13 protein-coding genes and 1 pseudogene are annotated in these 12,944 nt (G+C 61.9%); 3 read left to right on the plus strand and 11 right to left on the minus strand.

What is annotated here, in order from left to right; all coding sequences use genetic code 11:
* Positions 1 to 74: 74 nt before the first annotated feature.
* The 6 genes from AD665_RS11135 to AD665_RS11160 all read right to left on the minus strand — a co-directional run bounded on the left by AD665_RS11135 (position 75) and on the right by AD665_RS11160 (position 5,379).
* A complete protein-coding gene (locus tag AD665_RS11135; RefSeq protein WP_024780261.1) occupies positions 75 to 815 on the minus strand; it encodes a hypothetical protein in 741 nt (246 codons plus the stop codon).
* A 55-nt stretch (positions 816 to 870) separates the two neighbouring features.
* On the minus strand, positions 871 to 1,251 hold the full coding sequence (locus tag AD665_RS11140) for a RidA family protein (protein WP_024780260.1): 381 nt from the start codon (positions 1,249 to 1,251) through the stop codon (positions 871 to 873).
* A gap of 34 nt (positions 1,252 to 1,285) precedes the next feature.
* Positions 1,286 to 3,391 (minus strand): bifunctional GTP diphosphokinase/guanosine-3',5'-bis pyrophosphate 3'-pyrophosphohydrolase, encoded by a 2,106-nt coding sequence (spoT, locus tag AD665_RS11145; protein WP_024780259.1) that lies wholly within the window; start codon positions 3,389 to 3,391, stop codon positions 1,286 to 1,288.
* Between the two features lie 60 nt (positions 3,392 to 3,451).
* The gene (gene rpoZ / locus AD665_RS11150; protein ID WP_003177259.1) at positions 3,452 to 3,715 is read right to left on the minus strand and encodes a DNA-directed RNA polymerase subunit omega; all 264 of its coding nucleotides are present in this window, start codon (positions 3,713 to 3,715) and stop codon (positions 3,452 to 3,454) included.
* 167 nt (positions 3,716 to 3,882) lie between these two features.
* Complete coding sequence (gene gmk / locus AD665_RS11155; protein ID WP_024780258.1) at positions 3,883 to 4,503, minus strand: guanylate kinase; 621 nt, start codon at positions 4,501 to 4,503, stop codon at positions 3,883 to 3,885.
* Positions 4,504 to 4,515: 12 nt separating this feature from the next.
* Complete coding sequence (locus tag AD665_RS11160) at positions 4,516 to 5,379, minus strand: YicC/YloC family endoribonuclease (RefSeq protein ID WP_053192099.1); 864 nt, start codon at positions 5,377 to 5,379, stop codon at positions 4,516 to 4,518.
* A gap of 278 nt (positions 5,380 to 5,657) precedes the next feature.
* Between AD665_RS11160 and rph the strand changes: the two genes are divergently transcribed.
* Complete coding sequence (rph, locus tag AD665_RS11165) at positions 5,658 to 6,380, plus strand: ribonuclease PH (RefSeq protein ID WP_024780256.1); 723 nt, start codon at positions 5,658 to 5,660, stop codon at positions 6,378 to 6,380.
* 29 nt (positions 6,381 to 6,409) lie between these two features.
* Positions 6,410 to 6,778 carry a DUF4870 domain-containing protein gene (locus AD665_RS11170; protein WP_024780255.1) on the plus strand — a complete coding sequence of 123 codons (369 nt, stop codon included), beginning with the start codon at positions 6,410 to 6,412 and terminating at the stop codon, positions 6,776 to 6,778.
* A 172-nt stretch (positions 6,779 to 6,950) separates the two neighbouring features.
* Here AD665_RS11170 and AD665_RS11175 read toward each other — a convergent pair whose 3' ends face one another.
* Positions 6,951 to 7,730 carry an exodeoxyribonuclease III gene (locus AD665_RS11175; RefSeq protein WP_013694557.1) on the minus strand — a complete coding sequence of 260 codons (780 nt, stop codon included), beginning with the start codon at positions 7,728 to 7,730 and terminating at the stop codon, positions 6,951 to 6,953.
* Positions 7,731 to 7,814: 84 nt separating this feature from the next.
* Between AD665_RS11175 and pyrE the strand changes: the two genes are divergently transcribed.
* Positions 7,815 to 8,459 carry an orotate phosphoribosyltransferase gene (gene pyrE / locus AD665_RS11180; protein WP_024780595.1) on the plus strand — a complete coding sequence of 215 codons (645 nt, stop codon included), beginning with the start codon at positions 7,815 to 7,817 and terminating at the stop codon, positions 8,457 to 8,459.
* Between the two features lie 168 nt (positions 8,460 to 8,627).
* Here the strand turns inward: pyrE and argB are convergent, their stop codons facing one another.
* From argB to coaBC, 4 genes and pseudogenes are all read right to left on the minus strand, one after another.
* Positions 8,628 to 9,533: an acetylglutamate kinase gene (argB, locus tag AD665_RS11185; RefSeq protein WP_053192101.1), complete on the minus strand. Its 906-nt coding sequence runs from the start codon at positions 9,531 to 9,533 to the stop codon at positions 8,628 to 8,630.
* A 27-nt stretch (positions 9,534 to 9,560) separates the two neighbouring features.
* Positions 9,561 to 10,970: pseudogene (locus AD665_RS11190) on the minus strand (phosphomannomutase/phosphoglucomutase); the annotation flags it as partial.
* Positions 10,971 to 11,214: 244 nt separating this feature from the next.
* Complete coding sequence (gene dut, locus AD665_RS11195; RefSeq protein ID WP_024780592.1) at positions 11,215 to 11,670, minus strand: dUTP diphosphatase; 456 nt, start codon at positions 11,668 to 11,670, stop codon at positions 11,215 to 11,217.
* A 6-nt stretch (positions 11,671 to 11,676) separates the two neighbouring features.
* Positions 11,677 to 12,885, minus strand: a complete 1,209-nt coding sequence (gene coaBC / locus AD665_RS11200; protein WP_024780591.1) for a bifunctional phosphopantothenoylcysteine decarboxylase/phosphopantothenate--cysteine ligase CoaBC — start codon at positions 12,883 to 12,885, stop codon at positions 11,677 to 11,679.
* Positions 12,886 to 12,944 lie beyond the last annotated feature (59 nt).

Consider the following 12,944-nt stretch of genomic DNA (forward strand, 5'->3'; position numbering starts at 1 on the left):
GGGCGCTGAGCATGCTCCCGGTGATAGCGTGACGGCCCGTCGTTGAGACGGGCGGACTGGTACAGAGAGCGAGCTTACTGCTTTTCCAGCACCCACTGCCGAGGCCCCGCCGTATAAGACGGTATCTCATCCGCCAACGACGCATTCACCGTCTGGAAGATTTCCAGTTGCTCCCCATCGCGAGCAAAGATCCAGGTATTCCCATGGCCGCGCTGTTGCAGCCAGATGGTGTCGTTGCCGTTGCTCATGGTGGCGCAGTCGCCTGCCAGGCACAGGGCGTAGCGGTCTACGCCCGGCAGGCCGCTGACTTGGCCGTCGGGTTGGAACTGTACGGTGGTGCCTTGGCCGGGGCCGTTGACGATGTTCCAGGTGCCGCTCAGGTAGGCGGCGTATAGCGCACGCTCGAAGCTCGCGCCGATGGGGGCGCCTTCCGGTACCTGGAGTTGCGCGCGGTCGAACACTTGCTGCGGCTCGTTCTCGGTGGCGGCCTGGCTCAGTTGGTTGCCGTCGCGCTTGAGTTCGCTGGCGGCGCTGCCGTAGATGTCGACTTTCCACAGGCCGTCTTCTTCGGCCAGCAACTTGCCTTCGACGTTTTCAAAACCGTTGGTGTAGCGCGCCTGGCCAGCCCGGGTGTTGACGTCCCATTCCAGGTTCGGGCCATAGGCCTGCAGCGCTTCGCGCAGGGGGCCTCCTTTGGCGGCAGCGTCGATGGCGGCCTGGTTGATCCAGGTGCCGCTGATGTCACGGTCGGCAGGGTCGCTGGCGCAGCCGGCCAGGAGGAGGGCGAGCAGCGGGAGAGCAAGCGCTTTGCGCATGGTGGAATCCTTTCAAAACGAAAACGGCGCAGCGGGGGACGCTGCGCCGGCCTTGTTACTCGATGACCAGGATGGCATCCATCTCGACCTGCGCGCCCTTTGGCAGGGCTGCTACGCCGATGGCGGCGCGGGCAGGGTAGGGCTGCTCGAAGTATTTGCCCATGATCTCGTTGACCTTGGCAAAGTGGCTCAGGTCGGTGAGGAAGATGTTGAGCTTGACGATGTCCTTGAACGACCCGCCGGCGGCTTCGGCCACGGCCTTGAGGTTTTCGAAGACCTGTACGGTCTGGGCTTCGAAGCCTTCCACCAGCTCCATGGTTTTCGGGTCCAGGGGAATCTGGCCCGACATGTACACGGTGTTGCCCGCCTTGATCGCCTGGGAATAAGTACCGATGGCGGCTGGGGCCTTGTCGCTGGTGATGACGGTTTTGGTCATGTATGACTCCTTGTAATGGCTGGGCTATTGGGGGTTATGCGCGCATGCGGGTGATGCGGATAACGCCGGTCAGGGCTCGCAGTTTCTTGATCACGCGGGCCAGGTGTACGCGGTCGTGCACGCTGACCACCAGTTGGACGACGCTGATGCGGCCGTCGCGCTCGTCCATGCTGATTTTCTCGATGTTGCCGTCGGCGGCGTTGACGCTGCTGGCCAGCAGGGCGATCAGGCCGCGCTGGTGTTCCAGCTCGACCCGCAGCTCGACGTTGAATTCGCCGGTGACATCCTTGGCCCAGGAGAGCTGGATGCATTTTTCCGGGTTGTGGCGGATTTCGCTGATGTTGCGGCAGTTGTCCAGGTGCACCACCATCCCCTTGCCGGCGGACAGGTGGCCGACAATCGGGTCGCCCGGGATCGGCGTGCAGCACTTGGCGTAGCTGAGCACCAGGCCTTCGGTGCCGCGGATCGCCAGCGGGCCTTCGGGGCTTGGCAGTTGTTCGCCTTCGCCCAGCAGGCGGCGGGCAACGACATAGGCCATGCGATTGCCCAGGCCGATGTCTTCGAGCAGGTCTTCGACCAGTTCGAGGCGGTATTCCTGGAGCATCAACTGCACGCGCTCGGTCGGGATCTTCTCCAGCGAGCTGTCGAAACCGTTCAGCACCTTGTTCAGCAGGCGTTCGCCGAGGCTGATGGATTCGGAGCGGCGTTGCAGCTTCAGGGCGTGGCGGATGTGGGTACGGGCCTTGCCGGTGACCACGAAGTTGAGCCACGCCGGGTTCGGCCGCGCACCGGGGGCGCTGACGATTTCCACCGTGGAGCCGCTTTGCAGTGGTTCGGACAGGGGGGCCAGGCGACGGTTGATCCGGCAGGCGATGCAGCTGTTGCCGACGTCGGTGTGCACCGCGTAGGCGAAGTCCACCGCCGTGGAGCCTTTGGGCAGCTCCATGATCCGGCCCTTGGGCGTGAAGACGTAGACCTCGTCCGGGAACAGGTCGATCTTGACGCTCTCGATGAATTCCAGGGAGTTGCCGGCCCGCTGCTGCATTTCCAGCACGCCTTTGACCCACTGCCGGGCCCGGGCATGGGTGCTTTTGGGTTGCTCGTCACCGCTGGATTTGTACAGCCAATGGGCGGCGATGCCGTTGTTGGCCATTTCTTCCATTTCACGGGTACGGATCTGGATCTCGATCGGTACGCCGTGCATGCCGAACAGCGTGGTGTGCAGCGACTGGTAGCCGTTGGCCTTGGGAATCGCGATGTAGTCCTTGAAGCGTCCCGGCAGCGGTTTGTACAAATTATGCACGGCACCCAGCACGCGATAGCAGGTATCGACCTTGTCGACGATGATCCGGAACGCGTAGACGTCCATGATCTCGTTGAAGGCCCGGCGCTTGCCGCGCATTTTCTTGTAGATGCCGTAGAGGTGTTTCTGCCGCCCGCTGACTTCGCCTTCGATGCCGTCGATGGCCAGGCAGTGGCTCAGGGACTCTTCGATCTTGTTGACGATTTCCTTGCGGTTGCCCCGGGCGCGCTTGACGGCCTGGTTGATGCGCGCCGAGCGCATCGGGTGCATGGCCTTGAAGCCGAGGTCTTCGAATTCGATGCGGATCGCATGCATGCCCAGGCGGTTGGCGATGGGCGCGTAGATTTCCAGGGTTTCCTTGGCGATGCGTCGGCGTTTTTCACCGGACAGCACTTCCAGGGTGCGCATGTTGTGCAGGCGGTCGGCGAGCTTGACCAGGATCACGCGAATGTCGCGGGCCATGGCCATGGCCATTTTCTGGAAGTTTTCGGCCTGGGCCTCGGCCTTGGTCTCGAAGTTCATCTGGGTCAGTTTGCTGACCCCGTCGACCAGTTCGGCCACGGTTTCGCCGAACTGCGCTTGCAGCGCTTCCTTGGCAATGCCGGTGTCTTCGATCACGTCATGGAGCATGGCCGCCATCAGGCTCTGATGGTCCATGTGCATGTCGGCAAGGATGCCCGCCACCGCGAGCGGGTGCGTGACATACGCCTCGCCGCTGCGGCGGCGTTGGCCGTCGTGGGCTTGTTCAGCGTAGAAGTAGGCTCGGCGGACCAGATTGACCTGGTCCGTGCCGAGGTAGGCCGATAAGCGATCGGCGAGGGCGTCTATGCTCGGCATGATGATGACTCCTGCCGTTTGCTGTGACCCCGCGCCGTGCTACGTCGACCAGGCATAGATTTAGACCGCCTCGTTGGACTCGTCCTCGAACGCTGCGAACAGCGGTTCGTCTTCAACGATTTCAGCGTTGGCGATGAACTCGTAGCTCATCAGGCCTTCGGCGATTTCACGCAGCGCTACCACGGTAGGCTTGTCGTTTTCCCACTGGACCAATGGCTCTTTGCCGCCGGTGGCCAGTTGACGGGCACGCTTGGTAGAGAGCATGACCAGCTCAAAGCGGTTTTCCACGTGTTCTAGGCAGTCTTCAACGGTTACGCGGGCCATGGTATTCCTCGGAGCGAATGCGATATGCGCGCTGCCCGGTTGGGCGAGCGGACTCGACAGTTTAAAAAAACACCAGCGTTTAGGGAAGCGCTGTTTTTTTGAACAAACCCCTCGGCGCGCTGCAAGTACCAATGTAAAGCCGTTGCAGCGGTTTTGGGAAGGGGCGGTCAGCCCAGCAGTTCGGCCAGTAATTTACCGAAACGTTGCTGCTGGCGTTTCTGTTGCAGCTGGTTGGCGCGGAAAACCGCTTTCAGGTCGTCCAGCGCCTGGGCGAAATCATCGTTGATGATCAGGTAATCGTAGTCCACGTAGTGGCTCATTTCGCTGACCGCTTCACGCATCCGGCCTTCGATGATCTCGTCGCTGTCCTGGCCACGGTTGGTCAGGCGCTGGCGCAAGGCTTGCTGGCTCGGTGGCAGGATGAAGATCGAACGGGCCTGGGGCATCAGCTTGCGCACTTGTTCGGCGCCTTGCCAGTCGATTTCCAGAATCAGGTCGTGGCCTTCGTCCAGGGTCTGCTGCAAGTAGCTCTGCGAGGTGCCGTAGAGGTTGCCGAAGACTTCGGCGCGCTCCAGGAAGTCGCCGTGCTCGGCCATCTTCACGAACTCTTCGCGGTCGACGAAGTGGTAGTTCACGCCGTTCACTTCACCAGGGCGCATGGCGCGGGTGGTGTGGGAGACCGAGACGCGGATCTGCGGCTCGGCGTCGATCAGGGCCTTGACCAGGCTGGTCTTGCCGGCGCCCGAGGGCGCGGAAATGATGTAGAGAGTGCCGGTGCTGTGGGTCATGTCGGGTTAGCCTTACTCAATGTTCTGCACTTGTTCGCGCATCTGCTCGATCAACACCTTGAGGTTGACCGCAGCCTGGGTGCTGCGCGGGTCGAAGGCCTTGGAGCCCAGTGTATTGGCTTCGCGGTTGAGTTCCTGCATCAAAAAGTCCAGGCGGCGACCGGCCGCACCACCGGACTTGAGCACCCGGCGGACTTCGATGATGTGGGTGCTCAGGCGATCCAGTTCTTCGGCCACGTCGCTTTTCTGGGCGAGCATGACCATTTCCTGTTCCAGGCGCTGCGGATCCAGCTCGGCCTTCATGTCGGCGAAGCGATCCAGGACTTTCTGGCGTTGGGTGGCGAGCATCTGCGGGACCAGTTCGCGCAGGGTCGTCACGTCTTCTTCGATGGAGGTCAGGCGCTCGTTGATCAGCCGGGCCAGTTCCGCACCTTCGCGCTCACGGCCGGCCTTGAGCTCCTTGAGCCCCTGGTTGAACAGCGCCAGCGCCTCGGCGTTCAGGGCCTGGGGATCGCTGGCATCACCCACCAGCACGCCGGGCCAGGCCAGGACTTCCAGCGGGTTCAGGGCGGCTGGGTTCTTGATCAGGCTGGCGACGGTTTCGGCAGCGGCCACCAGTTGGGCGGCGCGCTCGCGGTCCACCTGCAATGTCTTGCCGGTGCTTTCCTCGGTGAAGCGCAGGGTGCATTCCAGCTTGCCCCGGGACAACCCCTGGCGCAGGGCTTCGCGCACGCTGCCTTCCAGGTCGCGGAAGGACTCGGGCAGGCGCAGGTGTGGTTCCAGGTAACGGCTGTTGACCGAGCGCAGTTCCCAGCTCAGCGTGCCTTGGGCACCGGCCTTTTCGACGCGGGCGAAGGCGGTCATGCTGTGCACCATGGAGGTTCCTCGCAATGCAGGCCGTGCACGACCGGGGGTCGTGGCGCCTGAAGTCTGTGGATAAAAAGCCGACGGGCAGCAAAGGCGCAGGATTGTAGCGCAGTGAGGCGCATGCCCCCAAACCGTGCCGGTGACAAAGCGCTGCAGCCCGTCGGGCGGGCCTTTGAGTGGCTTGTTGCGCGGCGGTTTTTAAAACTGCGCGACGTTTTAAACTGCCCTAGGATGATTCGCGGCTTTATAATGCCGGCAGTTTTCCGTCCTCTGTACAGGTGTTCCCTATGAAACGTCCAAGTGGTCGCGCTGCCGATCAGCTCCGCTCGATCCGCATTACCCGCAACTACACCAAACACGCCGAGGGATCCGTACTGGTCGAGTTCGGTGATACCAAGGTCATCTGCACTGTCAGCGTCGAAAACGGTGTGCCCCGGTTCCTCAAGGGCCAGGGCCAAGGCTGGTTGACGGCCGAGTACGGCATGCTGCCACGCGCCACCGGTGAGCGGAACCAGCGCGAAGCCAGCCGTGGCAAGCAAGGCGGGCGCACCCTGGAAATCCAGCGCCTGATCGGCCGTTCGCTGCGCGCTGCCCTGGACATGTCCAAGCTGGGCGACGTGACGCTGTATGTCGATTGCGATGTGATTCAGGCCGACGGCGGCACTCGCACCGCCTCCATTACCGGTGCCATGGTCGCGCTGGTCGATGCCCTGAAGGTGATCAAGAAGCGCGGCGGCCTCAAGGGTGGCGACCCGCTCAAGCAGATGATCGGCGCGGTGTCCGTGGGCATGTACCAGGGCGAGCCGGTGCTGGACCTGGATTACCTGGAAGACTCCGCCGCCGAGACAGACCTGAACGTTGTCATGACCAGCGCCGGCGGCTTCATCGAAGTCCAGGGCACCGCCGAAGGCGCGCCATTCCAGCCTGAAGAGCTGAACGCTATGCTGGAGCTGGCGAAGAAAGGCATGAGCGAGATTTTCGAACTGCAGAAGGCCGCCCTGGCCGATTGATCTAAAGCGCCTCAGACAAGGAGAGCGTCATGAGTGATGAGCAAGTGCTACTGCCTCAGCCGGACAGGGAGGCGCGTCAATGGGCGATGTTTTGTCATTTGTCCGCCTTGTCGGGGCTGGTGATTCCGTTCGGTACCTTGATCGGGCCGCTGGTGCTCTGGCAGATCAAGCGCGAATCCGATCCGTTCATCGATGCCCAGGGCAAGGAAGCGCTGAACTTCCAGATCACCGTGGCGATTGCCTCGCTCATCAGCTTCCTGTTGATGATCGTGGTGATTGGCTTCTTCCTGTTCGGGCTGATTGCCATCGGCGCGCTGGTGCTGACCATCATCGGCGGGATCAAGGCCAATGAAGGGCAGCCGTACCGGTATCCGTTCACCTGGCGGTTGATCAAATAACGATCAACGCATGTCCCGTGTGGGAGCGAGCCTGCTCGCGATAGCGGTGGATCAGTCACATCAGTGTTGAAGCCCATTCCGCCATCGCGAGCAGGCTCGCTCCCACAGGGAAAATGGATTGCCCACAAAAAACCGACATTGCTGTCGGTTTTTTGTGTTTGCTTAACGGCGTTTAGATCGTCAGCGTCCAATCGTAGTCCACGATCAGCGGCGCATGCTGCGAGAATCGTGGCTGGCGCGGCAAGCGGGCGCTGCGTACGAAGCGGCGCAGCCCGGGCGTCAGCAACTGGTAGTCGAAACGCCAGCCGAGGTTGAGCATCTCGGCCTGCTCGTTGTCCGGCCACCAGCTGTACTGGTCGCCTTCGCGGCTGACTTCGCGCAGGGCGTCGACATAGCCCATGTTGCCGATGATCTCGTCCATCCAGGCCCGTTCAGGCGCCAGGAAACCTGGAGATTGCTGGCTGTCGCGCCAGTTCTTGATGTCCAGCTTCTGTTGCGCCACGTACAGCGAGCCACAATAGATGTACTCGCGACGTTTGCGCCGCTGCTTATCCAGGTAACGGGCGAAGTCGTCCATCAACTTGAATTTCTGATTCAAATCTTCATCGCCGTTCTGCCCCGACGGGAGCAGTAAGGTCGCGATGCTGACCTTGTCGAAATCGGCTTGCAGGTAGCGCCCGTAGCGGTCCGCCGTCTCGAAACCGAGACCGTTGATGACAGCCTTCGGTTGCAGCCGCGAGTACAGAGCCACGCCACCCTGGGCGGGGACTTCGGCATCGCAGGCATAAAGGAAGTAACCATCCAGTTGGAAGGCTGCATCGTCCAGTTCAAAGGCGGAGGCGCGGGTGTCCTGCAGGCAGATGACGTCGGCATTCTGTGCTTGCAGCCAACTGAGCAAACCTCGCTCCACTGCAGCCTGAATACCATTGACGTTCACACTGATGATCCGCATAAATGGCCCCAAAAATCACGTGCGTGTATGATACACGCCGTGTACCTATTTAGCTAAATCCGCGGTATTTGAGGCTTTTTTTTCATGCAGGCGTATCAGCGCGATTTCATTCGCTTTGCCATCGATCGCGGGGTTTTGCGCTTCGGTGAGTTCACCCTCAAGTCCGGGCGCACGAGCCCGTACTTCTTCAATGCCGGCCTGTTCAACAGCGGTTCCGCCCTGGCCCAGCTGGGGCGTTTCTATGCGGCGGCCATTGTCGAGAGCGGCATCCCGTTCGACGTGCTGTTCGGCCCGGCCTATAAAGGCATCCCGCTGGCTGCCACCACCGCCGTGGCTCTGGCTGAACACCACGACCGCGACGTGCCCTGGTGCTTCAACCGCAAGGAAGCCAAGGCTCACGGTGAAGGCGGCAGCCTGGTGGGCGCGCCGCTGACCGGTGAAGTACTGATCATCGACGACGTGATCACCGCCGGTACCGCCATCCGCGAAGTGATGCAGATCATCGCTTCCCAGGAAGGCGCCAAGGCCGCCGGCGTGCTGATCGCCCTGAACCGTCAGGAGCGTGGCAACGGCGAATTGTCGGCGATCCAGGAAGTGGAGCGCGACTTCGGCATTCCGGTCATCAGCATCGTTTCGCTGACCCAGGTCCTGGAGTTCCTGGCCGACGATCCGCAGCTCAAGCAGCATTTGCCGGCGGTCGAGGCTTATCGGGCGCAGTTCGGCGTCTGATCGGCTTGCACATTCCCCTGTGTGAGCGAGCCTGCTCGCGATAGCGGTGGATCAGTCATTCCGCCATCGCGAGCAGGCTCGCTCCCACAGGGGGTATCTCGCAGGTGGCCGGTGCAAAAAAAGACCCCGCTCAGCCAGGCTGAGCGGGGTCTTTTTTTGGGATGTGGCTTATGGACGCTTGCGATTGCTGATCAACGTACCCACGCCAGTGTCGGTGAAGATCTCCAGCAGGATCGCATTCGGCACCCGGCCGTCGATGATCAACGAGCTGCCGACGCCGCCTTGCACCGCTTCCAGTGCACAACGGATCTTCGGCAGCATGCCGCCATAGATGGTGCCATCCGCGATCAGATCGTCGACTTGTTGGGTCGACAGCCCGGTCAGGACCTTGCCCGACTTGTCCATCAGGCCGGCGATGTTGGTCAGCAACATCAGCTTTTCAGCTTTCAGTGCTTCGGCGACCTTGCCGGCCACCAGGTCGGCATTGATGTTGTACGACTCGCCGTTGGCACCCACGCCGATAGGCGCGATCACCGGGATGAAATCGCCCTTGACCAGCAGGTTCAGCAGGTCGGTGTTGATACCGACCACTTCGCCCACATGGCCGATGTCGATGATTTCCGGCTGGGTCATTTCCGGGGTCTGGCGGGTGACGGTGAGTTTCTTCGCCCGGATCAGCTCGGCATCCTTGCCCGTCAGGCCGATGGCGCTGCCGCCATGGCGGTTGATCAGGTTGACGATGTCCTTGTTGACCTGGCCGCCGAGGACCATTTCCACCACGTCCATGGTCTGCGCGTCGGTGACGCGCATGCCGTCGATGAAGTGGCTCTCGATCGACAGCCGCTTGAGCAGGTCACCGATCTGCGGGCCGCCGCCATGCACCACCACCGGGTTGATGCCCACGGCCTTCATCAGCACGATGTCGCGGGCGAAGCCGGTCTTCAGCTCCTCGCTTTCCATCGCGTTGCCGCCATATTTGATCACCAGGGTCTTGCCGACGTAGCGTCGGATATAAGGCAACGCTTCGGACAGGACCTTGGCGGTGTTGGTGGCGGCTTCGCGTTCGAGGGTCATTCAGGGCTCCAGTGGCGCTTCAAAAAATCAAAACGGTAGTTGAAGATCGGGTGCAACACGTTTGAGTTGGGTGTGGAACACATCTTTGATGCGCTGCAGCTCGGCTTCGTCATCGGCCTCGAAACGCAAGACCAGCACCGGTGTGGTGTTGGATGCGCGAACCAGGCCCCAGCCATGGGGATAGTCGACCCGCACACCGTCGATGGTGGTCAGTTCGGCCCCTTCGCCCCATTGAGCGTCGTGCAGTGCATCAATGATGCTGAATTTGCTCTCTTCGGTCACATGGATATTGATTTCCGGCGTAGAAATATCGTTCGGGAAGGTCGCGAACAGGTCTTCGGCGCTGGATTGTTCCTTGCTGAGGATCTCCAGCAGGCGTGCGGCGCTGTAGATGCCGTCGTCGAAACCGAACCAGCGCTCCTTGAAGAAGATGTGGCCGCTCATCTCGCCGGCCAGCAGGGCGCCGCTTTGCTTCATTTTCTTCTTGATCAACGAATGGCCGGTCTTCCACATCAGCGGACGACCACCGTATTCCTTGATCAGCGGCACCAGGCGACGGGTGCACTTAACGTCGAAAATGATCTCCGCATCGGGGTTACGGGCCACGACGTCCTTGGCGAACAGCATCAGCAGGCGGTCAGGGAACACGACGCTGCCGGTATTGGTCACCACGCCCACGCGGTCGCCGTCGCCGTCGAAGGCCAGGCCCAGGTCGGCGTTGGTTTCCTTGACCTTGGCGATCAGGTCTTCAAGGTTTTCCAGCTTGCCCGGGTCCGGGTGATGGTTGGGGAAGTTGCCGTCCACCTCGCAGAACAGCGGGATGACCTCGCAGTTCAGGGCTTCGATCAGTTGCGGGGCGATCACGCCGGCCGCGCCGTTGCCGCAGTCGACCACCACTTTCAGGCGACGGGCCAGCTTCACGTCCTTGACGATTTCGTCGCTGTAGCGCTCGAGGATATCGACCTTGGTGACGGTGCCCTTGCCGCTGCTCAGGTCGTTGGTCTTGAGACGGGTGTGCAGGGCCTGGATCTGCTCGTTGGCGAGGGTGTCGCCGGCGATGACGATCTTGAAGCCGTTGTAGTTCGACGGGTTGTGGCTACCGGTAAGCATCACGCCGGATTTGCCGGCCAATACGTTGGCGGCGTAATACAACGCCGGGGTCGGGACCAGGCCGACGTCGCTGACGTGGCAGCCGCTGTCGGCAACGCCCTTGATCAGCTGTTCTACCAGCTCGGGGCCGGACAAGCGGCCATCGCGGCCGACGCACACGTTCGGTTCGCCCTGGGCCAGGCTCTGGGAGCCAATGGCGCGGCCGATCCAGTAGGCGGTTTCGCCGGTCAGGGTTTCCGGTACCACGCCACGGATGTCGTAGGCGCGGAAGATGCTGTCAGGAAAGATCGGTGCGATTGCGGCTGGGGTGTTCATGGCGGGACGCTCTATTCAGAAAGTGACTGGACAGGCCGACTGTCAGCGTCGGCAGGCTCAAGCTGAAGGGTATGACGGCGTTTTTGACAGAGAGTTCGTGGTGGGAAAGTGCCATGAGACAGCGTTATCCCGCCCTGGGTCGCCTAATACCTTGATTCCGGATGGGAAACCTAGCAGAAAGCCATTGCGCATTTTTTGCCCTGAAACAGAAGCTTAATAAACCGGCCGGGCAGCACACCCGGCCTGTTCCCGCCTGTCAATGGCTGCCGGAATGCCCGAAACCGCCTGCGCCGCGCTGGCTCTCGTCGAACTCCTCGACCAGTTCGAAGTGGGCCTGGACCACCGGTACCAGCACCAGCTGGGCGATGCGTTCGCCCACCGCGATGTTGAATGTCGTATGACCACGGTTCCAGCACGACACCATCAGCTCGCCCTGGTAGTCGGAGTCGATCAAGCCCACCAGGTTGCCCAGCACGATACCGTGCTTATGACCCAGGCCCGAACGCGGCAGGATCAGCGCGGCCAGGCCCGGGTCGCCGATGTACACCGACAGGCCGGTGGGGATCAGCAGTGTCTGGCCCGGCTCCAGAACGGTGTCCTGCTTGAGCATGGCCCGCAGGTCGAGACCGGCGGAGCCCGGTGTGGCGTATTGCGGCAGCGGGAATTCATTGCCGATGCGGGGGTCGAGGATCTTGGCTTGTAGAGCGTGCATGGAAAATTAAACCTGGTTCAGCCGTTCGGCGATGAAAGTGATCAGTTGGCGGGCGATCTTGCCCTTGCTGGTCTGGGCGAAAAGGGTGGCGTGCAACTGGCGGTCGATCACGCTGCAGGCGTTTTCTTCGCTGTTGAAGCCGATGCTCGGGTTGGCGACGTCGTTGGCAACGATCAAGTCCAGATTCTTGTCCTTGAGTTTGCGCGCGGCGTAATCGAGCAGGTTCTCGGTTTCGGCGGCGAAGCCGACACTGAAGGGACGGTCGGAACGGGTGGCGATGGTGGCAAGGATATCCGGGTTACGGACCATTTGTAATAACAGGCCGTCGCCGCTCGTAGGGTCTTTCTTCAGTTTTTGCGGGGCGATGACTTCAGGGCGGTAGTCCGCTACCGCCGCCGAGGCGATGAACAGGTCGCAGGGGATGGCTGCTTCGCAGGCCGCGAGCATGTCCCGGGCGCTAACCACGTCAATGCGGGTCACCCGATCCGGCGTCGGCAGGTGCACCGGGCCGGTGATCAATGTTACCCGCGCGCCAGCTTCCACCGCGGCCTCGGCCAGGGCGAAGCCCATTTTTCCGGAGCTGTGGTTGGTGATGTAGCGCACCGGGTCGATGTTTTCCTGGGTCGGTCCGGCGGTGATCAGCACGTGTTTGCCGGTCAGGGCGTGGCGCTGGAAGCAGTCGGCGGCACATTGGGCCAGGTCGGTGGCTTCGAGCATGCGGCCCATGCCGACATCGCCGCAGGCCTGGCTGCCGGAGGCCGGGCCAAAGACTTTCAGGTCGCGGCTTTCAAGCAGCTGCAGATTGGCCTGGGTGGCCGGATCGCGCCACATGGCCTGATTCATGGCCGGTGCGACAGCAACCACGGCGTCGGTGGCGAGCACCAGGGTGGTCAGCAGGTCATTGGCGATGCCCTGGGCCAGGCGGGCAATCAGGTCGGCCGTGGCCGGGGCGATCAGCACCAGGTCGGCCCACTTGGCCAGTTCGATATGGCCCATGGCGGCTTCGGCCGCCGGGTCGAGCAGATCCAGGTGGACCGGGTGCCCGGACAGGGCCTGCATGGTCAGCGGGGTAATGAATTCACTGCCGCCACGGGTCATGACGACCCGCACTTCCGCGCCCTGGTCGATGAGTCGGCGAACCAGCTCGGCGCTCTTGTAGGCGGCAATGCCGCCTCCGACGCCCAGAACGATGCGTTTCCGATACAGCCGCTGCATAAGCCTGCCTTTGGATTTCAGTGGTCAATGCAGGACGAACCTCTCGACAGCAGCCTGCC

The sequence above is a fragment of the Pseudomonas corrugata genome, from assembly GCF_001269905.1.
GTDB classification, from domain to species: Bacteria; Pseudomonadota; Gammaproteobacteria; order Pseudomonadales; family Pseudomonadaceae; genus Aquipseudomonas; species Aquipseudomonas corrugata.

What these genes read in the sequence shown, in the direction of transcription:
- AD665_RS11135 (WP_024780261.1), bottom strand. Translation starts at nt 815, where the DNA reads ATGCGCAAAGCGCTTGCTCTCCCGCTGCTCGCCCTCCTCCTGGCCGGC.
- AD665_RS11140 (WP_024780260.1), bottom strand. Translation starts at nt 1,251, where the DNA reads ATGACCAAAACCGTCATCACCAGCGACAAGGCCCCAGCCGCCATCGGT.
- spoT (WP_024780259.1), bottom strand. Translation starts at nt 3,391, where the DNA reads ATGCCGAGCATAGACGCCCTCGCCGATCGCTTATCGGCCTACCTCGGC.
- rpoZ (WP_003177259.1), bottom strand. Translation starts at nt 3,715, where the DNA reads ATGGCCCGCGTAACCGTTGAAGACTGCCTAGAACACGTGGAAAACCGC.
- gmk (WP_024780258.1), bottom strand. Translation starts at nt 4,503, where the DNA reads ATGACCCACAGCACCGGCACTCTCTACATCATTTCCGCGCCCTCGGGC.
- AD665_RS11160 (WP_053192099.1), bottom strand. Translation starts at nt 5,379, where the DNA reads ATGGTGCACAGCATGACCGCCTTCGCCCGCGTCGAAAAGGCCGGTGCC.
- rph (WP_024780256.1), top strand. Translation starts at nt 5,658, where the DNA reads ATGAAACGTCCAAGTGGTCGCGCTGCCGATCAGCTCCGCTCGATCCGC.
- AD665_RS11170 (WP_024780255.1), top strand. Translation starts at nt 6,410, where the DNA reads ATGAGTGATGAGCAAGTGCTACTGCCTCAGCCGGACAGGGAGGCGCGT.
- AD665_RS11175 (WP_013694557.1), bottom strand. Translation starts at nt 7,730, where the DNA reads ATGCGGATCATCAGTGTGAACGTCAATGGTATTCAGGCTGCAGTGGAG.
- pyrE (WP_024780595.1), top strand. Translation starts at nt 7,815, where the DNA reads ATGCAGGCGTATCAGCGCGATTTCATTCGCTTTGCCATCGATCGCGGG.
- argB (WP_053192101.1), bottom strand. Translation starts at nt 9,533, where the DNA reads ATGACCCTCGAACGCGAAGCCGCCACCAACACCGCCAAGGTCCTGTCC.
- dut (WP_024780592.1), bottom strand. Translation starts at nt 11,670, where the DNA reads ATGCACGCTCTACAAGCCAAGATCCTCGACCCCCGCATCGGCAATGAA.
- coaBC (WP_024780591.1), bottom strand. Translation starts at nt 12,885, where the DNA reads ATGCAGCGGCTGTATCGGAAACGCATCGTTCTGGGCGTCGGAGGCGGC.